Here is a 26,741-nt window from a genome sequence, read left to right as displayed (position 1 = left end):
AACAGATCTGATAAGTACTTATACTGAATTAAACGAAATTCATGCTTTACCAGTTGTTTTTTGCGTTTTACTTTCAGTAACCTAATACTTTGTGCCTACTGGGGTATCTGCAAATAGTACTGGGGCGATCGCGGCGGCAGAACCAAGGCGATCATCAATATATTCTTCAAGGCTGTAATACTGATCGATGCGATCGCATAGTCCTTGAGGGCTAAGGCTTTGGATATTGTGGCTAATAATGTAACTTTGGGCGGCCGATCCCCGAAAAATTGCAAATGCCTCTTCGCAATAGGCTTGTTTGGACTCTGGAGCCGCCTTCAGCCATTCTGTGCCGTGAATATTGCCACTCAGGATCGGCTGCCCATGGGCTGGAATGACAGGACGGCGTTCGGCAGCGATCGCTTGATCTTGGGGATATGGCAAGGTAAAGGGTGAACAGGCAAGAATAATGCCCAGTCCAATAGCTAGGACATAGGCTAGACAAAGCTTGGTCAGATTACGCATATGGGATGGGTGGCTCATATTTATTGAGGAGTTGGCAGAAAGACCAAGGGAGGAAAGTCGTTAAGGTTTGATAACATTTTCTAATTAGTCACACCAAACGTATCAAAATAATAAGCACAGTATTGTTTAGATGGGTTATGTTGCCTAATTTCTAAGAGTTTTTTAAGATTCTTGTGAATGCTCATTGACGAGGCTTTTGTTAAACTAATGTTGCCTCTGATACAGAAGGCTTAAAAAATTTATCAGCCTTGTCGCCCCGTATGCTCCCTACTGATACGTCACCTTACTCAAAAATTTCAGTCCGCCAAATGTCCGAACACTATTTAAATCATCCTACTTTTGGCTTGCTATCTCGCCTCTGTAGGGTGGACGAGTTTCGTAGTTTGTTTACTACGCTTTATGCCCAAAGGTTGTTCTTTTTGATTACGACCAGTCCTGAAGGTATCCAGTTTGAACCAGTTACTAGGGCAGATGCTAAGCTCATGGTTGAAAATCAAATGCGATCGCTGCGACGGGTGGGATCGGATACTGATCAGAAAAATCTCCAACATATATACAAGCGTACTTTTTCTCAATGAACTCGCGGATTTCTCTCAAGTCAGCAGCCAAGATTAATCTTTACCTAGAGATTACGGGAAATCGTGCGGATGGCTACCACAATTTGGTGATGATTTTGCAAAGTATTGATCTGTGCGATCGCGTTGATATTCGCAAAATTGGTAAAGATGAAATTCACATACTTTGCAATCATCCCGATGTGCCTTGCGATCGCAGCAACTTGGCATATAAGGCGGCAGCGCTAATGCAAAGCATCTATCCAGATATTGGTGGACTCGAAATTGAGATCGATAAGCAGATTCCTATGGGTGCAGGTTTAGCTGGTGGTTCTGGCAATGCCGCCGCCGTTTTGGTGGGAATTGATCGGCTTTGGGATTTGGGTTTAACCCAGTCACAGCTTTGTGATTTGGCAGCGCAGCTAGGTTCGGATATTCCTTTTTGCATATCGGGTGGTACGGCTTTGGCAACAGGGCGCGGTGAAATTCTTTCGCCTCTGCCCGATCTCAAGGATTTAGTATTGGTAATCTGCAAGCCCCGTCAAATCGCGATCGCCACGGCTTGGGCCTATCAAACCTTTCGATCGCAGAACCTATTGGCGACTAGTGAGGTGCAGCAGCACAATCTATCTAGTCAAATGGTGGCAGCGATCGCCTCTGGTGGTGATAGTGCGCCCCATCGCATTGGCAGGCTGCTTTACAACGATCTCGAACGGGTGGTACTGCCCGCACATCCTGCGATCGCCCATCTCAAGCAGCAACTATTAGAGCAGGAATGCTTGGGGGCGATGATGTCTGGCTCTGGCTCAACCGTATTTGCGATCGCCCCTGACCTTGACCGCGCTAATAGCATTGCGGCAGCAGTTAGGAGCGATGAAGTGGATGTATGGGTTGTGAAGAGTGTGATTAGTGCTATTACTGATGTCTAGAGATCTAATGTTTTAGGGTATTGATTTGCTGTTGGATCGTTGGCGAATAGAGCCGTAAATAATTCCAATAGTTGCCTAATACTTTCGATACATAATCCCGCGTTTCGCTGTAGGGAATATTGTTTACAAACTCATCGGGATCGCCGATTCCTCGTGACTCCACCCAACTGCCCACCGCCCCAGGTCCTGCATTGTAACTGGCGATCGCTAACATCGTGTTATTGCCATAGCGGCTATGGGTGTAGTCTAGATACCAAGTGCCGAAGTTGATATTGTCCATGGGACTATCAAGGTTATAGCTTTTAACCCCCTTTTGACTGGCAATCCATGCGCCTGTTTCGGGCATAACCTGCATTAAGCCGATCGCGCCAGCACTAGAGCGAATTTGTGCCTCAAATCTTGACTCTTGACGCATGAGGGCAATGACCAAGGCAGGGGCAAGTTGCCTTTCCTGCGACCATTTGAGGATGCTATCCCAATAGTGAAATGGATAGAGCGATCGAATGTAGGCAGGGTGCTGTTTTAATTTGGGGATTTCTGCTTTTTGGGCGGCGGGGACATCGATCCAATCGAGGCTTTCAAGGGCTCTGATCCCCGCTAGGTTATCCAACGAGGCGACCCGCAATACGCCATCGGTAAACACCTCTTTGGGGGTAAGGATTTTTTTGCCTGCTAGTTCGGTCAGCCATTGCGATCGCGCATCACGATCTAACCCAAGGATATATAGCTCCTGCAACTTCGCCGATCCCGCAGGAAGACTCTGGCGCTCACTGGGAATGGCGATCGCGGGGGCAGTATAGCGAACGTTTGTAAAGTTGCCCACCTGCCAGCCGAGGGAGGTCGCCGATCGCCATGCGTAATAGGAATCAGGATGTTCACGGATTGTAAATTCAAATAGGTTCTTTGCCTTAGTCTTGTCGCCCATTTGATTTGCCCATTTACCTGCCCAAAATGTTGCCTCTGCCGCATCCAGACTATTGGGACTAGTGGCAATCAAATTATCAACGGCGGCGATCGCTTTGGCTAACTGTCCACTCTTTGCCAAGCCCTTGGCAATCCGCCAGCGCAATTCTCCCGCCTCATTACTATTGCCATACTGCTCTAATAATTGATTACGAACGACACTAGCAGCTTGAGGGCTACCCAATTTATTTTGCAAAATTTCGGCTTTAATTGCCAGAGCTTCACTGGCAGTATCGGGGTAGTTGGCAATCAGGCGATCGAGGGCGGCGATCGCATTTTGAGGGCTAGCGACCTGCGAGAGGCGGATTAGAGCGCGGGGAGCCTGTGGACTCTGGGGAAACTGTTGGACGACACGATTGTAGGCGGCGATCGCTGTTGCATCTTGATCGCTGCGTTGGAGGCTGCGGGCATAGTTGTAGGCGGTGATGGGGTTGACCGTGGCGCGGCTGTAGGCAGTGGCGGCTTTGGTAAATTCCCAATTTTTGTAATACACCTCAGCGATCGACCACCATTGATCGGCGGTGAGTTTGGTAGAACTTGCCATTAAGCGATCGGCGATCGGCACAATCTGTTTATAGTCACCAAAATAGGTGACAAGATGCAACAGCAAATCCACACGGTTAGGATTTTGGGAAAGCAAGCGCAAAACCAGATCCTGAGATCGAGGATGGGCGGGAAATTTGGTTAAGAGCTGTTCATTTTGCCCCACCGCAAACATTGCCTCCGCCGAAGCAGGACTATCAGGATATTGGCTAATCAAAGCTTGCCATGTGGCATTTGCCAATTGGCGATCGCCGAGCTGGGTATAGGCTTGGGCGCGTTTGTAGAGGATGTAGTCAGCAAGCAGGGGATAGCTCTGTTCTAGTTGGTTGAGAGCAGCGATCGCTTCCTTGGGTTGACGATTATTAATAAAAATATCAGCTTTGACTAACCTTGCCCGAATTTGATCGGAGCCGCCAGATATAGCATTTAACTTAACTAATCGCTGATCGAGGGGGAAATAGGTAAAAGGATCAAATATCTGAACTGACTGGACTGAATTTGGGGATTGATCATCAAAATTAGCGCCAACTGCGATCGGATTATCGGTAGAGGATTTTACTATGGGGGTGCTTGAGCCGATGAGGGTCGCACTGAGCATTAGCAAAATTGACCAACGCATTGATTTTTCCATCCTGAATTATGCAGAAATATTAATAGAACTTGCTGAGGCTAGTCGGTAAGCTGATTGGGAAATCGCCGTGAAGTCTGAGGTTTGCCATTGTCTGATGTCTTGGCAATGGTGAGCAACCAGCAACCCCCACAGTCTATTGCCAACGATCACGGGCGCAACTAAGTTTGAGCGTACTTGTAAACCTCGCAGAAACTCACGATGGCATTCACTGATTGGGGCTTGAGTAATATCATTTTCTGCGTAGATGCGTCCTTCTAAGTAAAGTTGGGCATAACTTTCGTTGAAACATTGATCTGCGCCTGTGGAGCAGATAATCGAATATTGGCGATCGCTGAGAGCCTCAAAGGTGACTTGCCCTTGCCAGTGGGAATAAAAATAGTACAAAACCACGCGATCGACATCGAGTAAGTCACGAAGTTCATGGATGGTGTCATGGACAAGCACATCTTGATCTAATTTTTTGGTAATACGAGTTAAGACGGATATTAAGCCTTGATGATCTCGGTTTTGAAAGTGAAGCATAGTCTTACAGGACGCGCCGCCTTGGCGATTAGAGACATTTTCAGTATTTCTCAATTGCAGCTACTATATCAAATATGCCCAAGCAATATCGAGTTACAGGAATAAACCTCAAGGGGATGCCCCTTGGTGAAAACGATCGCCTATTGACAATTCTGACTAAGGAGCAAGGATTATTGAGGGTGGTTGCCGCAGGGGCGCGAAAACATCGTTCGGCAATGGCGGGGCGATCGGGGCTGTTTGTGGTCAATGATTTGCAAATCGCGGTCGGGCGTAATATGGATCGCATTAAAAATGCGGAAATGTTGCAATCCTTTGTGGGACTGGGTAAAACCCTCGCCAAACTCACTGCCGCCCAATATTTGTCTGAGTTAGCATTGATGCAGGCACTATCGGCGCAACCACAGGAAGAATTATTCCTGTTGCTGCTAGAGCATCTCTACCGCATTCAAGATGCCGCAAACGATCATGTGATCGCCCACTTAACTCACGGCATCTATCATTTACTGGCGATCGCAGGATTTGCACCCCAAGTCCATAGCTGCTGCCTTAGTCAAAGTCCTGTAATTGCTAGAATAGATATACCTAAATGGCGATCGGGCTTTAGCATCATTGGTGGCGGTGTAATTGATTTGGCATCCTTACCACAAACTGAGGATGGCGCTCTCACCGATATCGTTCACACGCGCATCAGCCATTATTTAAGTGCCACCGAACTAAGCGCCCTCCAAGCCCTTGCTCAGATTGATTTGACCACGCATATTCTCCAAACTGGTTTAGCCGATTGGCTGGCAGTTGAAAGACTATTGAGAGCCTATGCACAGTATCATTTTGATAGACCCATCCAGTCTTCGGCTCTGATTGATAACTGCTTTTCTAATATATGACCCATTTATTCGATCCTCCCACCCCCAACCTGCCAGAAGATCACCATTCCACCCATGCAGACGCTGGACAAACCAACGGTAAGGTTACAGAAATTTCTCGGAATGAAGCTGCCTTAGATGTAACAGTCAATTCACCATCGGTTTTAAAAAATCCTAATTTTCTGTCCCTATGGAGTGGTCAAGTTTTTTCGCAGATTGCCGACAAAATATTTTTAGTGCTGGTAATTGCGATCGTTTCTACCCAATTTCAGCAGCGCGGCGAAACCATTAGCGGGTGGGTCTCCGCAGTCATGGTTTCATTTACCATTCCCGCGATTTTGTTTGGCTCGATCGCTGGGGTTTATGTCGATCGCTGGAATAAAAAAACGGTTTTAGTTAGTTCCAATATTGTGCGGGGGCTGCTAGTTATTTGTATTCCTCTATTGCTATGGGCAACCAAGGGCAGTACCTTACCTTGGGGCGCACCCACAGGCTTTTGGGGCTTACTAGCCATTACTTTTTGTGTATCCACCTTTACCCAATTTTTTACCCCCGCCGAGCAGTCCGCGATTACTCTCGTGGTCGATAAGCCTCAGTTGTTAGCCGCCAATTCCCTCTACACAACCACGATTATGGCGGCTTTGATTTTGGGCTTTGCCCTTGGGGAGCCATTGTTAGCCCTATCGGATCATCTATGGCAAGACTTTGGTCAAGAAGCTTTAGTGGGTGGCAGTTATTTACTAGCAGGGTTGATTTTGCTATTGCTGAAAACTGGAGAAACCAAGGAAAATTTACATCGCGATCGCCTGCATATTTGGGAAGATATCAAAGAGGGCTTGCAATATCTCAGGCATAAGAAAACCTCTCTGTCAGCATTAATCCAGCTAATTTGCACATTTTCGATTATTGCGGCGCTCACGGTTTTGGCGGTGCGACTGGCGGAGGTAATGCCCGAAATTAAATCGGAGCAGTTTGGCTTTTTATTGGCAGTGGCAAGTGTGGGCATGGCGATCGGTGCGGGCATCGTGGCGAAATTAGGGCATAGTTGCAGCCGCCAAACCCTTGCTTTGATTGGTTCCTTGGGTATGGCGGTATTTTTAGGAATGTTGGCAATATTTAGCGATCGCTTTTGGTTAGGACTAGTGGCGATCGCTGGCACTGGTATATTCGGTGGGCTATGTGTGATCCCGATGCAAACCGTAATTCAAGAGGAAACTCCCGAAGAAGTACGCGGCAAAGTGTTTGGTTTACAAAACAACGCTGTAAATATCGCCCTCAGCCTGCCCCTGTCGGTGGCTGGTATCGCCGAATCGTATTTTGGTTTGCAGCGCGTTATTTTTTCCCTCAGTGCGATCGCCCTGCTCACGGGTTTACTAACTTGGTATATCGCTCGTCAATGGATTGAGTAAAGAAGTCTGCGGTTTCGCGGCTTCAATGGGCTTTTAGTAATATAGCTAATTTTGGATTTTTAGGTTTTTCTAGATGTAGTCGGCGATCGCGGAAGTATGTGTGATTGGGCTGGATGACCATTTGACTCTCCATGCCATCAGACCTTTTTGTGAACAACAGGGATTAAGTCGCTATATTCTTGAGCAGTTTCGCCAAGAGGCAACCTCAACCCGTTATTTAGGTGACAAGTTTGAGTATTTGGATCGATTTCCCATTACGGTGTAAAAAAGGCGATTTTGGGATCAATTTGGACGGGGAAAAGATGTCTACGGCTGACTATTAGTAATAGTTTAATGCTACACAGACTATAAAATTGTACTGGTATTAAGTGATGGGTGTGTGGTTATGTCTCTTGAAAATTTTCAATCTGAAATTTATCTAATTGCCATTAAAAAAATGAAAATTAACATGGCGATCGCCGAAGTCAGTATGAAACATAAGGATGCAAAACCAAACGCTTATCAGTTGCAAGCATTATGTGAATATGTCCAACTTAGAAATCTATAAATAACTGTTACGTCAAGGTAAATTATGGAAACCATCACCATCGAAGTCGAACCAGAAATTGCTAGGGTGTATAAAGCATTCAAACCACAGAGCCAACAACAATTTCAAGCACTAATGACATCTATCTTAAAACGTTCATTAGAAGAATCCTTAGAAGATATAGTTGCCGATCTTCGAGACGAAGCCGAAGCCAACGGATTAACCCCAGAAATACTAGAGAAACTTCTAGAAGATGAATAAATTACGCTTTGTCCTCGACACCAATGTGCTTATCAGTAGTATTTTGAGCAAAAATACACCACCTCAAAAACTATTTGACTACAGCATGGCTCATGGAATTATTTTAATGTCAGAAGCCACAGTCACAGAAATAACCGAAGTCCTCACCCGTAAAAAATTCGATCGCTATGCCCCATTATTCAAACGCTCAAATTTTTTGCAAACCCTAGCATCCAAAATAGAAGCGATCAAGATTACTGAGACAATAACCATCTGTCGCGATCCGAAAGACGATAAATTTCTGGAAGTAGCCGTCAATGGCAAAGCTGATTATTTGATCACAGGCAATCGCGACTTGTTAGTTTTACATCCTTTTAGAAATATCCAGATTCTCACCCCAGCCGACTTTCTAACCCAAAGTCCGTAATACCAAATCAAAAAATGGCTAAGCCTTTTCTTGATTTGGTATTAAAGCTTTATGCGATCGCTTGTTAGGGAATGCGTAATTCATCCCGTAACTTTTGCCAAGGCATCAGCCGAACCGACAACAGAAATAGCAGGAGTCTGAAAATATCTTTGGGCAGCTTGCAAAACATCATCGGCTGTCACCGCCGCGATCGCTGCCACAAATAAGCGATCGAATTCTAAGCCTAAGCCCATCACCTCATACCAGCCGTAAATTTGAGCGATTTGAGCGTTGGTTTGTTTGCCAAGGGCATATTGACCCAGCAGCTTGCTCTTGCAGGTGGCTAATTCTTGATCCGTTAATTTTTCCGTAGCTAGGCGTTCGCATTCGTGGCGCAAACCATCGAGGGCAATCTTGGCATTTGGGGAGGCTGTTCCCATATAGGCTAGAAATTGGGAATTTTCAAGGCGGTTGGGATAGGAAGCTGACACCTCATAGGCAAGCCCCCGCTTTTCCCGCAATTCCACAAATAGGCGGCTAGATAGACCATTGCCAAGATAGGTGGAAATAATTTTGAGGGCGGCATAGTCGGGGGAACCCATAGGCGGCGCAGGATAACCAATCATGATCACTGCCTGCTGTGTGTCCTGCTCATGGGTGACTAACTGCGGTCGAAAATTTGGCACTGGTGTTGAAATGGGGATCGCGGGTTGGGGGCTATGCCAATCGCCAAAAGCTTCGCCAATGAGCGAGATCGCCTGTTCCTGATTGATCTTACCCGCAATGCTGACCACCATTTCTTCGGGGCGTAAATGGGTATGGTGAAAATCGACCAAGTGATCGCGAGTGATATTGTTGATGGTGTCCTCAGTGCCAATGCTAGACAAGCCATAGGGATGATCGCCATAGACGAGGGTCTGCAACTTTTCGTAGGCGATCGCGAGGGGACGCTCCTGTTGTGAGCGGATCGATTGCAGGGTGAGGCGACGCTCTAGATCTAATTCACTGTTGGGATAGCTAGGCGATCGCAGGATCTCGGCGCTCAGCAACAGCATATCATGAAAATCTGCCGAAATCGTTTTCAAGGACAGCAAAAAGTAATCGTTAGCCGATTCAGTGCCTAGGGATGCACCGATAGACTCCACCTGTTCGGCTATTTCTAAGGAAGAATAGCGATCCGTGCCGCGTGTCATTAGAGAAGCCGCCAAATTAGGCAGTCCCGCCTTGGGTGCAGTAATCAACCGATCGCCGCCCTTAAAAAAACAACGCGCAGCGACAATATCCGCCGTCGGGTTTTCAGTTACTAACACCACAATGCCATTGGATAGCACCAAGCGATCGCTAGTTGGTTTTGACATTTTTAGGAATTAGCCTCAGCAATTAGCCTAGTGACAACATAATTTTGGGTGGAGAGATACTTTTGAGCGAGATGCTGTAAATCTTCAGCTTCGGTATTGCGAACAATGGCACAATACGCTGTTGACCAATCTCGACAGAGGCTCTCACAGCCCAATAAACCATGATATCCCAAGAAACTCGCCAATTGTGATGGTGACTCTAGGGCAAAGGTGAAATTATTATTAAGCGATCGCTTTGCCTTATTTAATTCTGACAATGGCAAGGGGCGATCGCGCAGATCCTGCACCTGCTCGATAATATGTGCTTCCACCAGATCCAAATATTCAGCATCCAGATAAGCGGCGATCGTAAATAAACTGGGCGCTTGTTGCAGCGAGAAACTGCCAGCAATATCCTGTACCCAGCCGCGCTCCGCCACCAGTTGCTGCACCAATCGCGCCGATCGCCCCTCCACCAATACCGTCAGCAGCAATTCCAACTGAATCGCCTCCACAAAACTGTCCACACCCACGCCCACCCATGCCAAATTTAGGCGACTCTGACTAAGGCGCGGCAAGCTCATGGTTTGGCGGTTGATCCCCGTAATTGCCACGGTCGCTGCCACGGTTGCCATCGGCTCTTGGCAATGATCTAACCGATCAGCAAAATTATTACGAAAGGCATTGTTCACCACCTCAATGGCGGCATCCCGATCAACAGCCCCCGCGATCGCCACCGTCATTTGGCTAGGAATATAATGCGATCGGTGATAATCGCGCATCTGCACAGCCGTGATATTGCGAATACTTTCCTCATTGCCTAATACCGAACCACCATAGGGATGTGCACCATAGGCAGTGGTCATTAAATGCTGATAGGCAACCCAATCGGGATCATCATTTGCCTGTCGCCATTCCTCCAATACCACCAGCCTTTCCTGCTCCATCGCCTCCGCATCAATTTTGGCGTTTAGCAACATTTGCGCCAGATAGTCAAGGGTCTTAGGAAACTGATTAGCCGCAACCGTAAAGGCATAATGGGCATAGTCATGGCTAGTTGCCGCACGGGAAGAGCCGCCCTCAGTCTCGATCGCCAAGTCAAATTCCCCAGAGGCGATCGCCTCAGTCCCCTTAAAAATCATATGCTCTAAAAAGTGCGCCATCCCTGCCGCCCCCACAGGATCGCTAGTTGCCCCCGCATTCACCCAAATATCCACACTTACCACCGCCGCACTGGATATTTCTTGATGGATCAGGGTTAAGCCATGATTTAGCTTGAGAAATGTTGCCGAAGCCCCAGTTTGACTAAAAACAGGGGATGATAATGCTGCTGTGGAGCGATCGCAGGTAATTGGCACTGTAATTGTTAAGAAATTATAAAATAATATTATGAAACGCACCTCCTAGCGACTGTGTTCTCTGATACTAAATATCCATACAAGCCAAACTAACGATATACATCTGCTCTAATTTGATGAATCATATATAGTGTACGACTAACAAATCATGCTAAATTTTCTTTCATCAATGATCCCAAAATAGACTGTTTTCAACAATTCTAGGCTCAAGCTAATGGATCTATAGCTTTATAAGCCCTTAAACTTGCAAAATTTAGGATTCCTGACTTTTTGCACCAAATCCAAATCACTAACAAACTATATGCAGATTTTGGGTGGTTCTCAATCGATCTATATAACAATCTCTAAAAAACAATCTCTAAAGAGCTGTAATCAGAAAGACGTTAAATGCGGAGATGATCTAGATGAGTAGGGCAACAGATAAAACAGATAAGCAGAAATGCCTAGATTGTTTAACACAAGCGATCGCTGACCTGCATGGTCGAGTAGATGAACATCAGCTACTCACAATCTCCAATCTGATCATCCAAACGATGACTGGACCTTGGCGCTCATTTCATACTCCCAATCACATCTTCGAGGTGGGCGAAGGTGGCGATCAAGTTGAAGTTATTGCGGCTCTATTTCATGACTTGGTATATGTACAGGTGGATCAGGGGATCAGCGTCAACATCAGCCGCTACATTTGTTCATACATCAAAGAGGATCAAGAAAAACTAGTAATTCTAGAACCACCTGAACTGCAAGAAGATGATATCTTTAGGCTGGTATTGATGCTATTCGGATTCAAACATGGACAGTCATTGCTGCCGATGTCTGGACAAAACGAGTTTTTGAGCGCCATTATTGCCTGCAAAACCCTTCAAACCATGCTGCCACTGCCCATCTTGGCAGAAATTGCCGCCTGCATTGAAGCCACTATTCCCTTTCGTCCTAAATTTGAGTCGGGTTTGACCTGTTCTGACCTCCTGTTTGGCAGATTGGTAGAAGCCAATGAGGTCTTTGAGTTTGGTTGGGATGATGAGGCGATCGCCACCATCGTTAAACGGGCTGTCCGTATTTCTAACCGAGATGTGGAAAACTTTGCCAGCCCCGATGCCTCTTGTTTTTTGAATAACACTTGGAACTTGATTCCAGAGACTAACCATGATCTCAAGAATGGAAATTCCTACAGCGTGCATGGCTATCGCGTATCGATGCAAAAAATGGAAGGATTTATGAACTTCCTTTCGCCTGAATTAGTATTTCGCCGCTATCGTGATGAGCCAGACGAAAAAAGCTACTACAAGTTATTAGAACAAACTAAGCAGAATCTAGAAGTATCGCGGCTCTATTTAGGCACTAAACTAACCTCAATCGCCATTCTCGAAGCTTTATCATTTCGGATCGGGCGTGATATTTCCCTTTCGACAATGATGGGTGAGTTACCTAGTCCGAATATGCCCGTAGTTGGTTTAGAGCAGTTTCTTCCCGAAGTTACTAATCCTTGCGAACCGACTAATGCCCTTGAAACTGAAGTCTTAAAACTATTGGATAAGGGGCGCACTGTTGACTCTAGCTATGATGTCAAAAACTCACCCGTGGCAACTTTTATGGTCAAGTCTATGGGGTTTGGCGAAATGCAAAGAATGTTGAAACTAGCGAAGGATTTTTTTAAGGGTACGCTGACTGCTGAGGAGTTGATTGCTAGTTGCGATCCCCAGGTGATGGCGATGATCAAAAATGCAGTTTTAACTTTGTTTGATATCCGCAAACAAACCCTAGTTAAGTAACGCTCTATTCGCTTCATCATAGTCATCATAGCCAGTAAAAATATGCATTGTCATTTGGAGCAGAATTGGGGAGACTTTTACTTTTTGCCAGCGAGTCGATGTTGGATTTCTAAATATACCAATAGGGCATTGACATCCGCAGGATTAACGCCGCCGATGCGGGTGGCCTGTCCGATGGTCATGGGGCGGATTTTGCTGAGCTTTTCCCGTGATTCTTTGGAGAGGGTGTCGATCGCGTTGTAATCAATATCGGCAGGTAACTTGCGATCGCTATGTTTGGCGACTTCTTCGATTTGATGTTCTTGACGTTGGATATAGCCCACATACTTCACCTCGATTTCGGCGGCGAGACGCTCAAAACGATTGAGATTGGCATCGGCTAAGCCGTAATGGATTAGTTCCGCATAGTTGAATTTAGGACGGCGTAATAAATCTGATAATGTAATTGCACCGCGAATCACTTCACCAGTCTCGGCGGTAATTCTTTGACCGAGTTCTTCTTTTTCCTTGACACGGGTTTCGTTAAGTCGCTGTACTTCTCTATGGACGCGCTCTTGCTTATCGCAAAACATTTGCCAACGGCGATCATCCACTAAACCAATTTCGCGACCAATGGGCGTGAGGCGGCGATCGGCATTGTCCGATCGCAAAATTAAGCGATATTCCGAACGGCTGGTGAGCATACGGTAAGGCTCTCGCAGTTCCTTGGTGCAGAGGTCATCGATGAGCGTACCGATATAACTACTGGCACGAGGCAGTACCACCATCTCGCGCCCATTGGCAAAGAGCGCCGCATTCATGCCCGCAATCAAGCCCTGTGCCGCCGCCTCTTCATAGCCCGTTGTGCCATTGATCTGCCCTGCACAAAATAGCCCTTCGATCAATTTGGTCATCAAGGTGGGATAGCACTGGGTGGCGGGGATGTAATCATATTCCACGGCATAGGCGGCGCGGAGCATTTGGCAGTTTTCTAAACCTGGCAGCGATCGCAACATTTGCAATTGAATATTTTCGGGCATTCCTGTGGAGAAGCCTTGAATATAGAGTTCGGGAATATTGCGCCCCTCTGGTTCGATAAAGATTTGATGGCTCTCTTTGTCAGCAAAACGCACGATTTTATCTTCGATGCTAGGGCAATATCGCGGACCTTTGGCATCGATGAAGCCACCGTAAACAGGGGTAAGGTGCAGATTTTCGCGAATTAACCGATGGGTCTCGGGCGTGGTGCGGGTGAGGTAACAGTTCATCTGTTCCCTTTCTACCCATGCAGTGGGATCGAAACTAAACCAGTTCTGTTCGGTATCAGAGGGCTGGACTTCCATCTTGCTATAGTCAACGGTGCGGCGATCGACCCTTGCGGGTGTTCCCGTTTTGAGGCGATCGGTCACAAAGCCCAAGGCATTTAGGGTTTCCGTTAGTCCTGTCACCGCAAATTCCCCTGCCCTGCCTGCGGACATGGAGCGATTGCCCACCCAAATTTTGCCATTGAGAAATGTGCCAGTGGTTAAGATTACAGCTTTGCAACCATAACCCACACCAAATTGGGTTTCCACTCCGATAATTGCTTGATTAGGATCGAGCAGCACATTAATGACCGTACCTTCCCGTACCGAGAGATTCGGCTCATTTTCCACCACCGTTTTCATTTCGGCGGCATATTCGCGCTTGTCGGTCTGCGCCCGTAATGCCCATACTGCGGGACCCCGCGAGCTGTTGAGAATCCGCTTTTGTAAATAGGTGCGATCGGTAATTTTTGCCATTTCGCCGCCAAGGGCATCGACCTCATGGACGAGTTGCGATTTGGCGGGACCACCAACGGCGGGGTTGCAGGGTTGCCAAGCGATGCGATCGAGATTGAGGGTCAGCAATAGGGTTTGACAGCCCATCCGCGCTGCTGCCAGTGCCGCTTCACAGCCAGCATGACCTGCGCCAACGACCACCACCTCAAATTCACCAAGAAATTCCACTTGATTGGCTGAAGCTATTACATTAGTTCCGCGATCGCTCATTACTTACCAACCTAACCCAACAAAATCAAAAAATTCCACAGCAAACAATTTTAGCTCACTGCTCTATGTGATTATAGCCTTGGCTAAAGAGAAACTTTTACAAGCGCCGCATTCAGAAGATTCTTTGTTTAGCCAACCGACTGGCTGTTATATAAACTCATTGCTTTGTCCAAGCCATCATTCAAAATACTATCGACAGTGGTTGTGGCAAGCTGCAAAATATCAGGCAGTAATTTAGTCTCTGCACTGCTAAAGCCACCTAAAACATGATTGGTGACACTTGCCCCATCACCCGTCTTATTAGCTCGACCAATGCCGAGGCGCAAACGCGGAAAATCTTGAGTGCCGAGATGGGAAATCATCGATTTAATGCCATTGTGACCACCTGCGGAACCTGAAGGGCGCAAACGCAACTTACCAAGGGGCAGGTCCATATCATCGTAAATCACCAAAATCTGGCTTGGGCTGCATTTAAACCAGTCTGCACAGGCACGAACCGACTGCCCCGAAGCATTCATGTAGGTGGTGGGCTTGAGCAGACGGATTTTGTTGCCTGTGAGCATTTGCCGCGATAGTCGTCCTTCTCCAAAAACTCCGTAAAAGCGCTTCTCTTTGCCAAGGGAGATATCCCAAGCCTTAGCTAGGCGATCGATCGCCATAAATCCGATATTGTGGCGGGTATGTTCGTACTCTGTACCAGGATTACCCAACCCCACTATTAAGGAGATTGATATATTTTCAGGCATCAGCGATCTTTGACACTTCCTTGGTTTCAGGGGCAGTTAAAACCTCCACTGTCGCCGCCACTGGTGTAGCAACATCTTCATCGACAACTACATCGGGGATTGCTGCTGCTGATGTTTTGGCGATCGCTGGCTCTTGTTCTAGGCGATCGGACTCACGTTTAAACTCCGATTCAAACTCACGGGAAGCATCTTGAAATCCCTTAATGGCTTTGCCCATGCTACGCCCAATTTCTGGTAATTTCTTGGGTCCAAAAATCAACAGTGCAACTAGCATAATCAGGATCATTTCAGGTAAGCCAATACCAAAAATATTCATAAAAACAGCCTCAAATTGAGATATTTAGAAGATTTAATGCCAAATTAGGAAACGACATAGCTGTTTCTTAATTTAAAAACCCTGACTGGGTTTAGTCTTTAATTCGCAAACTTTAATTCACAAAAATGTTTTCACACTTTCATGAATTGGGAGAACCTATAGCAAAGCACAAAATGACATAGCCATTTTGTGCTTGCAAAGCCCTTAGATTTTTAGCTTACAACTGAGTGCTAGCACAAAGTACTGACACTCAGTTGCGTGGGACGATGGCATAGCTAAATATTAGCCGCCCCAATTGAGGTTTACGCCATCAAGGATCAGGGAGGAGTTGTATAGCTGGAGCAAGATTACCAGAAACACGAGAAATAAAGCCATGAATACAGCCATAAGGGGGGTGGTTCCCCATCCGCGAGAAACTTTGCCATATTCGGCATTAAGAGGGCGAAGAATATCGCCAAGCCAAGTGCGCTGTGACATAAATTTAGGTTTTAACTAGGGTCTAATTTGTATTCTTAAAGGGGGTTGCTACTGAATAGTATAATTGTAACAATAACTTAAAACATTCAAAAATATTGGTTTAATCCATGGAAAGTGCTACTTCGATCGCCGTAACCGTTGCTGTATGTGTTATTTGTTTAACTGCCTATGCTATCTATGTTGCCTTTGGTCCACCTAACAAGCAATTGGTGGATCAGTTTGAAGAACACGAAGACTAACATCCACATCAGTTTTTAGGGGGAGAGGCGAAGCCTGTCTCTCTGAAATTGATATGTACTAGACAAAAAATATGAATAATTTGTCAGGTTTACCCAAACTATGGTTGACCAAATCTAGATTAGATATGGCGACAGTTTACGCTCTCGCAGACCAAGCTGATAATGGGGCTGTGGTAATCATGAGTGGCATGGTACGCAATCAAACGGGGGGGAGAGCCGTTGATTATTTGGACTATCAGGCTTATGAGCCGATGGCTTTGCAAATTTTTCAAAATATTAGCGATCGCTGCCATGAGCATTATCCCGAAATCACATCGGTGGTGATCCATCATCGTTTGGGCAAGTTGTCAATTGGCGAAATATCGGTACTGATTGCAGTGGGTTCACCCCATCGAGCCGCCGCCTTCGCCGCCTGTGAAAATGCGATCGATACGCTCAAGGCCGATGCGCCCATCTGGAAAAAAGAATATTGGCGAGATGGTGATAGTAGTTGGGTCGTTAAGAAAACTTGTTAGACAAACTTTTACCTACAACTTTTTTTGCCCGTCCTGCTGAGATAGTCGCCCCCGAACTTTTGGGATGTCGCTTGATGCGGCGCATGGATGGCGAGATTTATCAAGGCTTAATTGTGGAGACAGAGGCTTATGACGCAACTGATCCCGCCTGTCATGGCTATCGGCGCAAGACCGAGCGAAATGCAGCTATTTTTGGCGCACCTGCTACGGTTTATGTGTATTTAATCTATGGCAGATATCACTGTGTCAATATTGTCACCGATCGCCAAGACTTTTGCAGTGCGGTATTGATTAGGGCGCTGGAGTGCGATCGCCTGCCTGCGGACTTGCCCAACCCTAAAGACAAACCCCATCGGGCGGCGGCAGGACCTGGTAAGCTTTGCCAATTATTAAAAATTGATCGCCAACTCAACGGCGTTTCCTTAAACCCCGCCAACAATCTATGGATCGAGGGGCGATCTCCTGAATTTAATGAGGCGATCGTGCAAACTACGCGCATTGGGCTGACACAAGGGGTGGATTTGCCTTGGCGCTGGTACTTACGCGATCGCCCTTCTGTTTCAAAGGTCAAAGATAAAGTTATTCAAAAGTTATCAAAAGGTTATTAAAAGGTCAATTTATAACCTTTTGATAACTTTTATGAGTTCAGTTTATAACTTTTAGATTCTAGGATGGCATCAGTAAAATTAACGCAGTTCGCAAATCTATCAAATGAATTAGTTAACGTAATTGCACAAAAATTACGGATAAAACTTGAATAAAAATCACAAGTTTTAATAATTATTCAGACATATTTATTTATTTTATTAAAAATTATTAAAATTTTGAGGAAAAGCAATGCGTATTGAAGTAATGCAACCAACAGGCTATCTTGATGCCACCAGCACTAGTCACTTTCGCCAGCAGGCAGGTCGAGTTTTAGATAAAAAGCCCGATGTTTTGCTAATTGATTTACAGCATCTCAAGCAAATGGATAGCTCAGGCTTAGGTGCTTTGGTATTTGCATTACGCAGTGCTAAGGCGATCGGTTGTAAGCTTGCCCTATGTTCGATCAGCGAATATGTGTCCTTTTTGCTAGAGGTCACATCGTTGAACAGATTGTTTGATGTCTTTGAAAACCGTCATCAATTTGAGCGATCGCTACAGAATATCTAAGTTCACTAAAACCCGTAAAATTGGCGACTTGCAAAGATTTTACGGGTTATATCAAATCACAAAAGTATTGTCACGTTTTCGAGAGTTGGAATAAAACTTGAAGCTGAGTTGATGAAAAATTGCTGTATTGTTAAAATCTCTTCATTACCATAGCAGCTAAAACTAATATCATCATGGACATCAAGCCCACTACTGTAGAAACCACTGCGAAAAATGTTGTGGATACTGTAGAAGTTGAAAAAATCAGTAAATCCGTTGTCGCTGCTGAAGGCATCTCTAGTTTAAGCAGCCCAACCAGTTTAAATATTCCTGAACCAGCCGCCATTGACAATACCCCCACAAGCACAAACGAAGCCATGCCCCTCAGTTCCAAGATTGAAATCTTGGAGCAAATTGCCCAGCTATGGCAACAATATTTTGGGGAAGGTAAAAAATCCAACCTCATCCTAGCAATTATCCTCATTGCCACTATTCCCCTCTTAGCAACAGTTTCATCACTATTAGATTTTTTAAACAAAATCCCCCTATTGCCTAGCCTCTTTGAGCTAGTCGGGTTTGGCTATTCAGTTTGGTTTGTCTATCGCTATCTCTTGTTTGCCCATACCCGCAAAGAGATCACCGATGCGATCGCCAACTGGAAACAGCAGATTGTGGGCTAAGGCTCGATTTCAATATCTCAAAGATTTATGAATGGCGGGAATCACCACTCATAAATCTTGCTGTGTCAATCCAAATCACAAACGCTGTATGATTTTGCACTGGGCGGAGTCGTAACTGCCTAACCTATTTGTTAGGATAATTTTGAGTGTTAAATTATGATGACTTAAACTATAAATAGCAACTTTGGCAAGCAAAAGAGGAACATACATCTAGATGGGTAAAATTGTAGGTATTGATTTGGGTACGACTAACTCTGTGGTAGCTGTAATGGAAGGCGGCAAGCCCGTTGTAATTGCGAACTCAGAAGGTAGCCGCACCACCCCCTCAGTTGTCAGCTTTACCAAGGATGGCGAAAAATTAGTCGGTCAAATGGCACGCCGTCAGGCAGTGCTGAACCCCGATAATACTTTTTATTCGGTCAAGCGGTTTATCGGGCGCAAGCATAGTGAGCTATCCCAAGAAACTAAGCGGGTTCCCTACACAGTGCGCCGCGATGAGCAGGGCAATATTAAGATTAAGAGCCCACGTCTGGAAAAAGACTTTGCCCCCGAAGAAATTTCGGCGATGGTGATCAGAAAATTGGTGGATGAGGCGAGCCGCTATTTGGGTGAGCCTGTAACAGGGGCGGTAATTACTGTACCTGCTTACTTTAATGATTCACAGCGACAGGCGACTAAGGATGCGGGGCGCATTGCGGGAATTGAGGTGAAGCGCATTTTAAATGAACCCACGGCAGCTTCCCTAGCCTATGGTTTAGATAAAAAGTCGAATAAGAAAATTTTGGTATTTGACCTTGGTGGCGGTACGTTTGATGTGTCGGTGCTAGAGGTCAGTGATGGCTTATTTGAAGTCAAGGCGACTACGGGGGACACGCAGTTAGGCGGCGATGATTTTGATCGCCAAATTGTTGATTACCTTGCCGAAGAGTTTCTGAAGGCTGAGGGTGTGGATCTGCGGAAGGAGCGCCAAGCATTGCAACGCCTAACGGAGGCGGCGGAAAAGGCAAAAATTGAACTGTCAACGGTGGGCGTGACGGAGATTAATCTGCCCTTTATTACGGCAACCGTTGAAGGTCCTTTGCATTTGGAAACAACCTTGAAGCGATCGCAGTTTGAACGGTTAAGTGCGGATCTATTAGAGCGCTTGCAAATCCCCTTAGATCGGGTGCTACGGGATGCCCAAATCAATCCCCGTCAGATCGATGAAGTGGTATTAGTGGGCGGTTCAACCCGAATTCCTGCGGTACAGGAAATGGTGGAAAGGGCGATCGGTAAGCCCCCTAGCCAAAGTGTGAACCCCGATGAAGTGGTGGCGATCGGTGCAGTAATTCAGGCGGCGATCCTGTCGGGTGAAATCAAAGATGTATTGCTGCTTGATGTTACGCCGCTATCTTTGGGGGTGGAGACTTCGGGCGGCGTGGTCAAACGGTTGATCCCCAGAAATACGACTATTCCCTGTCGCAAGATGGAGCTATTTACCACGGCGGAAGATAACCAGACCTCCGTGGAAATTCACATAGTCCAAGGGGAGCGCGATCTGGCGGAATATAACAAGTCCTTAGGCAGATTTAAGCTCAGTGGGCTTGACCCACAACCAAGGGGCATTGCTCAAGTGGATGTCACCTTTGACCTGAATACCGATGGCATTTTGGCGGTGACTGCCAGCGATCGCCGCACAGGTGTAGAGCGCCGTGTAACGATCAAGGGAGCCTCGACCCTTGATGAAAAAGAAGTACAGCGCATGATTAATGAGGCTAATCAATATGCTGAGCGCGATCGCACCAAACGCGATCGCATCGAAAAATTAAATCGTGCCGACAATTTAGCAGTTGGGGCAGAGCGCCAACTCAAAGAACTAGCCCTAAACTACGGTTATAAACTCACCTATGAACGGCGCAAACAAATTGAAGGAGCCATCAAGAAGTTAAAAGATGCCATTTCTAAGGAAGATGATGCCTTAATTGATCGCGCCCAGTCAGAGTTGCAAGAAGCCCTCTATGCCCTATCCAGCGAACTCTATGCCGAAGATGACGAATATTTTGATGATGAGGATGACGACTTGTTTGGTGGCATTTTAGAGAGTATTGGTAGCTTTGCCAGCCGTAATAAGCGTAAAAAAGATGAAGACGATCGCCGCCGCCCCAATATTAAAGTATCCTACGATGATGATGATGAATGGCTCTAACTAGTAAAATTATCGCAATTACAACATGGCGTTATTTAGACTAGCATTTACACCAGCGATCGCCCTGATGAATCGGCTGAAATATCCTCAGAAGTTCCTGTTGATTAGTTTAGTATTCATATTACCCTTAGCTTTGGTATTAAACTTTTTGATTACCGAGTTAGATAGCCGTATCAAATTTACCCAAAAAGAAATTTATGGCAATACCTATCTGCGTCCTATCAATCAGTTGTGGCAAAATATACCCCTCAGACAGTTTTATTTACAACAACAGTTTTACAAGGACTCACTAACGATTGGTGAGATAACTGTCACTGAAGAATTATCAAAGATAGAAGCAAACATCGCGGATGAATTTTCAAAGCTTACTGAACTAGACACACAAATGGGAGAGGTTCTCAGAACTAATAACAAATTAAAGGATCTTAAGTTTCGTTGGCAATCTGTTTTGAATAGTCAAGAGTTTTTAGGATTTCGCAATCATGACTTACTGCTAGAGGAAATTAATGCATTTCGTAGGCATATAGTCGACTTCTCTAATTTAATTCTTGATCCTGATTTAGACACCTATTATTTGATGGATGCTATTGCTTTTAAATTGCCAGAAATGCAAAAGCTGCTATATAAAATGCGAAGAACTCAGTTAGAGATTGCTTTTAAACAAACAATATCTGACGAGAATCGGGCTTTATTAATTTCTTTGGTAAGCTTGTTAAGTGACCACAATCAAGATCTAGGAAATAACTTAGAGCGCTCCTTTAATAATAGTTCGCAAAATCAACTTCGCAAAAATCTGGGGGTTAGACTGCGTAATTTTTTAGTTAATATTAGTGAAATTAATTCCTACAGTAGTCAGTTATCAACTCAAAATGATGCTTCGGCTTTTAACGATAACTCTTTTAACTTAGAAATTGAAGCTACCTTAGCAAGCAGTTTTAAATTCTGGGATGATGTTAGTGAAAATCTTAATATTCTTCTTGAGCGGCGAATGCGCGGTTTTCAGGAAAGAAAGCAATTTATTCTGATATTTGTAGCCGTAATTTTAGTTACAGTTATTTATCTTTTTGTCGGTTTCTATCTATCGGTGATGCGAACGGTGCAGCAGCTAGATATGGCAGCTAAACAAATGACTGACGGCGGAGCAGCATTAACTCGCATTGATAGCAGGGATGAGCTATCTATGGTTGTTCGAGCTTTTAATAGTGTGGCGGCAGCATTGCGAGAATCGGAACAGAAGTATCGCGGTATTTTTGAGAATTCGGTTGATGGCATTTTTCAAACTTCGGTTGATGGCAAATATATTAGTGTGAATCCAGCCTTAGCAAAAATCTATGGGTATGAATCTGTGGAGCAGATGCTCTCAATGGTGACAAGTATTGCGAATGATGTTTATGTCGATCGCGATCGCCGCCATGCTTTTCAACAACTGATGGAAGTAAATGATACACTCACTGGATTTGAATCAGAGGTCTATAAGCGCGATGGCTCAACTATCTGGATTAGTGAAAATGTCCGCGCCTTTCGAGATGGAGATGGCAAAATTATTTACTATGAAGGCACGGTTGAAGATATCACTCAGAGGAAAGATGCAGAAATTGCTCTAGAAATAGCCAATCATCACATTATTGCGTTAAATAATCGGCTTAAAGAAGAGAACCTGCGAATGAGTAGTGAGCTAGAGGTGACGCGCAGGTTTCAAGAGATGATTTTGCCGAAAGAGCAGGAACTATCGGAGATTTTAGGCTTAGAGATCGCAGGATTTATGGAACCTGCGGCAGAAGTTGGCGGTGACTATTATGATGTGCTGCAACAAAATGGCAAAATCAAAATTGGCATTGGTGATGTCACGGGGCATGGTTTAGAAAGTGGAATGTTGATGATCATGGTGCAGACTGCGGTACGAACCCTCCTGCAAAATGAAGAGAATGATCCTGTGCGCTTTCTAGATACGCTGAATCGCACGATCTATGGCAACATCCAGCGTATGGCTTCTAATAAAAACTTATCCCTTGCACTGTTAGATTATGAACATGGTCTATTAACTCTAAGTGGTCAGCATGAGGAGATGATCATTGTTCGTCAAAATGGTGAATTAGAACGATTCGACACAATTGATCTAGGATTCCCCATTGGGTTAGAAGAAGAGATTGGCGATTTCTTAGATAAAAAGGAGATGCGTCTTTATACGGGGGATGTGGTGGTGCTATATACCGATGGCATTTCGGAGGCGGAAAATGAACAGCGTCAGATGTATGGCATCGATCGCCTCTGTGAGGTAATCTGCGCGAGTGCCAGTGGTTCGGCGCATGATATCCGCCAAGCGGTAATTGATGATTTGCGATCGCATATCGGTTCGCAAAAGGTGTATGACGACATCACGCTGCTAGTAATCAAACAAAGATAACTAGGATAGCTAAAGGACTTAATCAAGTAAAGAGACTTGAAACCCACATTTAAGGGCGTGGCAGTTCGTGGATTGTCCTTAATTTTGGCTTTTTTTTGCGTAAATCCTAATATAAGCTATAAGATACAGAGATCGGAAGTTCTAGAGAGAAGAATTGGCTGTGAGTTTGCAACCATTAGGTATTGTTGTTCAGGGTTCTTTGAGCGATGGCTTAGAAGTGCGGCTCAATGGTGAGATCTCGGTCGAAGATATGCGGGTTGGCAAATTTTTGGTGGTGCATGGGCGACATACCCATTTTTTCTGCATTCTCACCGATGTCACCCTCGGCACAGCCAGTCCCCGCATTTTGATGAATCCGCCCGATCCTGCTAACACTTTTCTCACTGAGATTTTGGCAGGTACAGGTACGTTCGGCACGATCAATCTCACGCCCATGTTGATGTTTGTGCCTGCGAACCCTCTCGATTTATTTGCCCAGCGTTCTGGGCGATCGGATAGTGGCGATCGCCTCAAAAAATCCGCCAAACGCAAAAAGGAAATTACCGCCCTAGTCAGTGAACCGAGCAGCGCATCAGGGGAATTCCAACTGCTGCCCGTCAAAACCATTCCTAGTCATTTCTCACAGGTATTTGATGCAACAGAACGTGACTTTAGAATTGTATTTGGTTGGGAAGATGATCCGCACAAACGTAACTTTGCGATCGGGCAGCCCATCGATATGCCCGTGCCGATCTGCTTGGATCTTGATCGCTTTGTGGAGCGCAGTAATGGCGTATTCGGCAAGTCTGGAACGGGTAAATCATTCTTAACGCGGTTACTACTGTCGGGAATTATCCGCAAACAAGCGGCGGTGAATTTAATTTTTGATATGCACTCAGAATATGGCTGGGAGGCGGCAACGGAGGGTAAGAAATTCAGCACGGTGAAGGGGTTGCGGCAGTTATTTCCCGCACAGGTGCAGATCTATACCCTTGACATTGACTCCACAAAGCGGCGCGGGGTGCGGGACGCGCAGGAACTTTACATTAGTTACGATCAAATTGAAGTGGAAGATTTGATGTTGATTCGAGAGGAATTAAATCTTTCGGAAGCAAGTTTGGAAAATGCGATTATTTTGCGGAATGAATTTGGCAAGGGCTGGATCTCGCGCTTACTGGCGATGACTAATACTGAGATTCAAGAATTTTGTGAGCAGAAAATGGGCAGTAAGTCCTCGATTATGGCGCTACAACGCAAGCTCAATCGCCTTGATGATCTTAAATATTTGCGTCCCACCTGTCCCGAAAACTATATCAAGCGTATTTTAGAGGCGATCGCCGCAGGGCGACATATTGTAATTGAGTTTGGCTCACAGTCCAATCTGCTCTCCTATATGTTAGCGACCAATATTATTACGCGCAGGATTCATCATTCCTATGTGCAGCAAGCTGAACGCTTTTTGCAGACTAAAAATATTAGCGATCGCCCCCAACAGTTAACCATCACCATCGAAGAAGCCCATCGATTCCTTGCGCCAAATACAGCACGACAGACCATATTCGGCACGATCGCCCGTGAAATGCGAAAATATTTTGTGACTTTGCTAATTGTCGATCAACGACCATCGGGCATTGACAATGAAGTGATGTCTCAGATTGGCACAAGAATTACCGCGCTGCTCAATGATGAGAAGGATATCGATGCCATTTTTACAGGGGTGGCAGGCAGTGGCAATTTACGCACAATTTTATCGAAATTAGATTCTAAACAACAGGCGCTCGTCCTTGGTCATGCTGTGCCGATGCCTGTCGTGGTGCAGACCCGTCCCTATGATGAGACTTTCTATCGCGAGATTGGCGAAGTACCTTGGGAAGAAATCTCCACCGCCGAAGTCTTGCGGGTTGCAGAAACTGCTAAAGCCGATTTAGGATTTTAAACTGCAATCTCACAAAATGCCTAAATAAACTCAAAACCGAAGAGATTGTTCCGCCCACTACGCGGGCGGAACAATCTCTGGTTTTAGGGTTTAATATGCTGACTAGGATAAAGCCTCTCGCAACATCGCTAATCTTTCTGGCAAAATGCGATAGAAAATCGAAGTGCCGCGCCGCTCTTTGGTAACTAATCCTGCTTCATAGAGAACCTTCAGATGGTGGCTGACAGTTGGCTGCGAGATGCCCAAGGTTTCTACTAATTCACAGGCATAGACCTCTTGGCTTGGCTGAGCCGCAATCAAGCTCAAAATTTGTAAACGCGCAGGTTCCCCCAATACTCGAAAAATACTGGCTAAATAACTGGCATCGCTAGAGGTAAGCCGACCTTCCAACAAGGGTGGACAACAGGCGATCGATAGGTTTGAGTTCATAAACCTATACTGCCATGAATCAATCTAAAATGGAACCAATGCCGAAGGTCAAGACTTTTCCAACAGGCTCTTAATAGGTTGTATTGAGGCTTTGCTCAATTACGGCAAATACCGATCGCGATAGGCTGTCAAAATCGTAACCACCTTCTAGTCCAAACAAAATTTTGGGAGTAACCTCTTCTAAACAGAGCCTGGTGAAAACACCGAAATCTTCTGGTTTTAGCAAAATACCAGCGAGGGGATCATCGGCATTCGCGTCAAAACCTGCACTAATGATGAGTAAGTCGGGCTGGAAATTTTTGAGAAATGGGATCACTTGATTCTCAAAGGCGGGCAGATATTCGGTAATGGTGGCATTAGCCCGCATGGGAATATTCAAAATATTATTATGAGCGCCTTTTTCGCTCGCCAGTCCCGTCATGGGATAAAAAGGAGCCTGATGCAGCGAAACATAGGCAATGTCAGCGCGATCCCAAACTGCTTCCTGTGTGCCATTGCCATGATGCACATCCCAATCAAGGATAGCCACGCGGTCTAGGTTGAGCCGATCGCAGGCAGACATCGCGGCGATCGCGGCATTGCCAAAAATGCAAAAACCCATACCTGAGCGAGCGCGGGCATGGTGTCCAGGGGGACGGGCTAACACAAAGGCAGGGCGACCCGACTTTAAAACTAAATCCACGCCATCAAGCCATGCACTAACCGCCAATAGAGCCACATCGTAGGTTTGGGCTGAGGCGATCGTGTCGCCATCAATGTAGCCACCACCGCGCTCTGTGATTGCTTGCAGATCGCGGATATATTCTTGCGTATGGAAGCGGCGCACCTCTTGCAAAATATCCATACCCGATCGCTGACGGGTGGAGATCGGGGTGGGTTCATGCCAAGCTAACTGGGAAGTGATGGATGAATTTTTGAGAAAATCAGCGATCGCCGTTAAACGTCCCGCCTTTTCTGGATGGTAAGTACCAGTGTTATGGGCTAAAAATTTTTCAGAGTAAATTATGGGAAACTGGATGGGGAATTGCTGGGAATTGGCAAGCTTGGCATAATTTGATGACAACATACGCACTTTTGCTGATTTATAAATCAGGTAATACTTGTTTTCTATAATAGAGACTAGCGTTATACTTTA

The 26,741-nt window shown here is 45.7% G+C and carries 27 protein-coding genes; 16 read left to right on the top strand and 11 right to left on the bottom strand.

Annotated elements, in window-relative coordinates; all coding sequences use genetic code 11:
• Positions 1-81: 81 nt before the first annotated feature.
• The gene (locus H6F44_RS04625; RefSeq protein WP_242016437.1) at positions 82-522 is read right to left on the bottom strand and encodes a hypothetical protein; all 441 of its coding nucleotides are present in this window, start codon (positions 520-522) and stop codon (positions 82-84) included.
• Between the two features lie 290 nt (positions 523-812).
• Between H6F44_RS04625 and pipX the strand changes: the two genes are divergently transcribed.
• Positions 813-1,082, top strand: a complete 270-nt coding sequence (gene pipX, locus H6F44_RS04620; RefSeq protein WP_190349780.1) for a transcriptional coactivator PipX — start codon at positions 813-815, stop codon at positions 1,080-1,082.
• Positions 1,079-1,987, top strand: coding sequence for a 4-(cytidine 5'-diphospho)-2-C-methyl-D-erythritol kinase (gene ispE / locus H6F44_RS04615; RefSeq protein WP_190349779.1), 909 nt, complete (start codon positions 1,079-1,081; stop codon positions 1,985-1,987). Before pipX ends, ispE begins: the two co-directional genes overlap by 4 nt.
• A gap of 4 nt (positions 1,988-1,991) precedes the next feature.
• On the opposite strand, the gene H6F44_RS04610 is transcribed toward ispE, so the two are convergent.
• Positions 1,992-4,112 (bottom strand): lytic transglycosylase domain-containing protein, encoded by a 2,121-nt coding sequence (locus tag H6F44_RS04610; RefSeq protein WP_190349778.1) that lies wholly within the window; start codon positions 4,110-4,112, stop codon positions 1,992-1,994.
• 18 nt (positions 4,113-4,130) lie between these two features.
• Complete coding sequence (locus tag H6F44_RS04605) at positions 4,131-4,646, bottom strand: GAF domain-containing protein (RefSeq protein WP_190349777.1); 516 nt, start codon at positions 4,644-4,646, stop codon at positions 4,131-4,133.
• Between the two features lie 74 nt (positions 4,647-4,720).
• Between H6F44_RS04605 and recO the strand changes: the two genes are divergently transcribed.
• The 5 genes from recO (at position 4,721) to H6F44_RS04580 (ending at position 8,111) form a co-directional block, all read left to right on the top strand.
• Complete coding sequence (recO, locus tag H6F44_RS04600; RefSeq protein WP_190349776.1) at positions 4,721-5,530, top strand: DNA repair protein RecO; 810 nt, start codon at positions 4,721-4,723, stop codon at positions 5,528-5,530.
• A complete protein-coding gene (locus H6F44_RS04595; protein ID WP_190349775.1) occupies positions 5,527-6,918 on the top strand; it encodes an MFS transporter in 1,392 nt (463 codons plus the stop codon). Before recO ends, H6F44_RS04595 begins: the two co-directional genes overlap by 4 nt.
• A 100-nt stretch (positions 6,919-7,018) precedes the next feature.
• On the top strand, positions 7,019-7,183 hold the full coding sequence (locus H6F44_RS04590) for a hypothetical protein (RefSeq protein ID WP_190349774.1): 165 nt from the start codon (positions 7,019-7,021) through the stop codon (positions 7,181-7,183).
• A gap of 306 nt (positions 7,184-7,489) precedes the next feature.
• Positions 7,490-7,705 carry a hypothetical protein gene (locus H6F44_RS04585; RefSeq protein ID WP_199301989.1) on the top strand — a complete coding sequence of 72 codons (216 nt, stop codon included), beginning with the start codon at positions 7,490-7,492 and terminating at the stop codon, positions 7,703-7,705.
• Positions 7,698-8,111: a putative toxin-antitoxin system toxin component, PIN family gene (locus tag H6F44_RS04580; protein ID WP_190349773.1), complete on the top strand. Its 414-nt coding sequence runs from the start codon at positions 7,698-7,700 to the stop codon at positions 8,109-8,111. The genes H6F44_RS04585 and H6F44_RS04580 overlap by 8 nt, the downstream gene beginning before the upstream one ends.
• 80 nt (positions 8,112-8,191) lie before the next feature.
• Here the strand turns inward: H6F44_RS04580 and H6F44_RS04575 are convergent, their stop codons facing one another.
• Together H6F44_RS04575 and H6F44_RS04570 are read right to left on the bottom strand one after the other, a co-directional pair.
• The gene (locus H6F44_RS04575) at positions 8,192-9,448 is read right to left on the bottom strand and encodes a M16 family metallopeptidase (protein WP_190349772.1); all 1,257 of its coding nucleotides are present in this window, start codon (positions 9,446-9,448) and stop codon (positions 8,192-8,194) included.
• 2 nt (positions 9,449-9,450) lie between these two features.
• Positions 9,451-10,785 (bottom strand): M16 family metallopeptidase, encoded by a 1,335-nt coding sequence (locus tag H6F44_RS04570; RefSeq protein ID WP_322096165.1) that lies wholly within the window; start codon positions 10,783-10,785, stop codon positions 9,451-9,453.
• Positions 10,786-11,189: 404 nt separating this feature from the next.
• On the opposite strand from H6F44_RS04570, the gene H6F44_RS04565 reads away from it, so the two are divergent.
• Positions 11,190-12,557: a hypothetical protein gene (locus H6F44_RS04565; RefSeq protein WP_190349771.1), complete on the top strand. Its 1,368-nt coding sequence runs from the start codon at positions 11,190-11,192 to the stop codon at positions 12,555-12,557.
• A 77-nt stretch (positions 12,558-12,634) separates the two neighbouring features.
• Here the strand turns inward: H6F44_RS04565 and mnmG are convergent, their stop codons facing one another.
• The 4 genes from mnmG to psbH form a co-directional block, all read right to left on the bottom strand.
• Complete coding sequence (gene mnmG / locus H6F44_RS04560) at positions 12,635-14,566, bottom strand: tRNA uridine-5-carboxymethylaminomethyl(34) synthesis enzyme MnmG (protein WP_190349770.1); 1,932 nt, start codon at positions 14,564-14,566, stop codon at positions 12,635-12,637.
• A gap of 128 nt (positions 14,567-14,694) precedes the next feature.
• A complete protein-coding gene (gene pth / locus H6F44_RS04555; RefSeq protein WP_199301988.1) occupies positions 14,695-15,312 on the bottom strand; it encodes an aminoacyl-tRNA hydrolase in 618 nt (205 codons plus the stop codon).
• A complete protein-coding gene (locus tag H6F44_RS04550; protein WP_190349769.1) occupies positions 15,305-15,628 on the bottom strand; it encodes a TatA/E family twin arginine-targeting protein translocase in 324 nt (107 codons plus the stop codon). Before H6F44_RS04550 ends, pth begins: the two co-directional genes overlap by 8 nt.
• 282 nt (positions 15,629-15,910) lie before the next feature.
• Positions 15,911-16,105, bottom strand: a complete 195-nt coding sequence (gene psbH / locus H6F44_RS04545; protein WP_190349768.1) for a photosystem II reaction center phosphoprotein PsbH — start codon at positions 16,103-16,105, stop codon at positions 15,911-15,913.
• 107 nt (positions 16,106-16,212) lie between these two features.
• Between psbH and psbN the strand changes: the two genes are divergently transcribed.
• The 8 genes from psbN to H6F44_RS04505 all read left to right on the top strand — a co-directional run bounded on the left by psbN (position 16,213) and on the right by H6F44_RS04505 (position 25,177).
• Positions 16,213-16,344, top strand: a complete 132-nt coding sequence (psbN, locus tag H6F44_RS04540; protein WP_190349767.1) for a photosystem II reaction center protein PsbN — start codon at positions 16,213-16,215, stop codon at positions 16,342-16,344.
• 71 nt (positions 16,345-16,415) lie between these two features.
• The gene (locus H6F44_RS04535; protein WP_190349766.1) at positions 16,416-16,859 is read left to right on the top strand and encodes a molybdenum cofactor biosynthesis protein MoaE; all 444 of its coding nucleotides are present in this window, start codon (positions 16,416-16,418) and stop codon (positions 16,857-16,859) included.
• Positions 16,853-17,467, top strand: coding sequence for a DNA-3-methyladenine glycosylase (locus tag H6F44_RS04530; protein ID WP_190349765.1), 615 nt, complete (start codon positions 16,853-16,855; stop codon positions 17,465-17,467). The genes H6F44_RS04535 and H6F44_RS04530 overlap by 7 nt, the downstream gene beginning before the upstream one ends.
• Positions 17,468-17,696: 229 nt before the next feature.
• Positions 17,697-18,014, top strand: a complete 318-nt coding sequence (locus H6F44_RS04525) for an STAS domain-containing protein (protein ID WP_190349764.1) — start codon at positions 17,697-17,699, stop codon at positions 18,012-18,014.
• 173 nt (positions 18,015-18,187) lie between these two features.
• Positions 18,188-18,673, top strand: a complete 486-nt coding sequence (locus H6F44_RS04520) for a CAAD domain-containing protein (RefSeq protein ID WP_190349763.1) — start codon at positions 18,188-18,190, stop codon at positions 18,671-18,673.
• A gap of 214 nt (positions 18,674-18,887) precedes the next feature.
• The gene (dnaK, locus tag H6F44_RS04515) at positions 18,888-20,858 is read left to right on the top strand and encodes a molecular chaperone DnaK (RefSeq protein WP_190349762.1); all 1,971 of its coding nucleotides are present in this window, start codon (positions 18,888-18,890) and stop codon (positions 20,856-20,858) included.
• A gap of 25 nt (positions 20,859-20,883) precedes the next feature.
• Positions 20,884-23,262, top strand: coding sequence for a SpoIIE family protein phosphatase (locus H6F44_RS04510; protein WP_190349761.1), 2,379 nt, complete (start codon positions 20,884-20,886; stop codon positions 23,260-23,262).
• Between the two features lie 160 nt (positions 23,263-23,422).
• Positions 23,423-25,177 (top strand): helicase HerA domain-containing protein, encoded by a 1,755-nt coding sequence (locus H6F44_RS04505; RefSeq protein ID WP_190349760.1) that lies wholly within the window; start codon positions 23,423-23,425, stop codon positions 25,175-25,177.
• Between the two features lie 102 nt (positions 25,178-25,279).
• Here the strand turns inward: H6F44_RS04505 and H6F44_RS04500 are convergent, their stop codons facing one another.
• Both H6F44_RS04500 and H6F44_RS04495 read right to left on the bottom strand, forming a co-directional pair.
• A complete protein-coding gene (locus H6F44_RS04500) occupies positions 25,280-25,606 on the bottom strand; it encodes an ArsR/SmtB family transcription factor (RefSeq protein ID WP_190349759.1) in 327 nt (108 codons plus the stop codon).
• A 70-nt stretch (positions 25,607-25,676) separates the two neighbouring features.
• The gene (locus H6F44_RS04495; RefSeq protein WP_190349758.1) at positions 25,677-26,672 is read right to left on the bottom strand and encodes a histone deacetylase family protein; all 996 of its coding nucleotides are present in this window, start codon (positions 26,670-26,672) and stop codon (positions 25,677-25,679) included.
• Positions 26,673-26,741: the final 69 nt, after the last annotated feature.

Origin of the sequence: Pseudanabaena cinerea FACHB-1277, from assembly GCF_014696345.1 — a bacterium.
GTDB classification, from domain to species: Bacteria; Cyanobacteriota; Cyanobacteriia; order Pseudanabaenales; family Pseudanabaenaceae; genus Pseudanabaena; species Pseudanabaena cinerea.
This window is presented reverse-complemented; position numbering and strand designations above follow the sequence as displayed.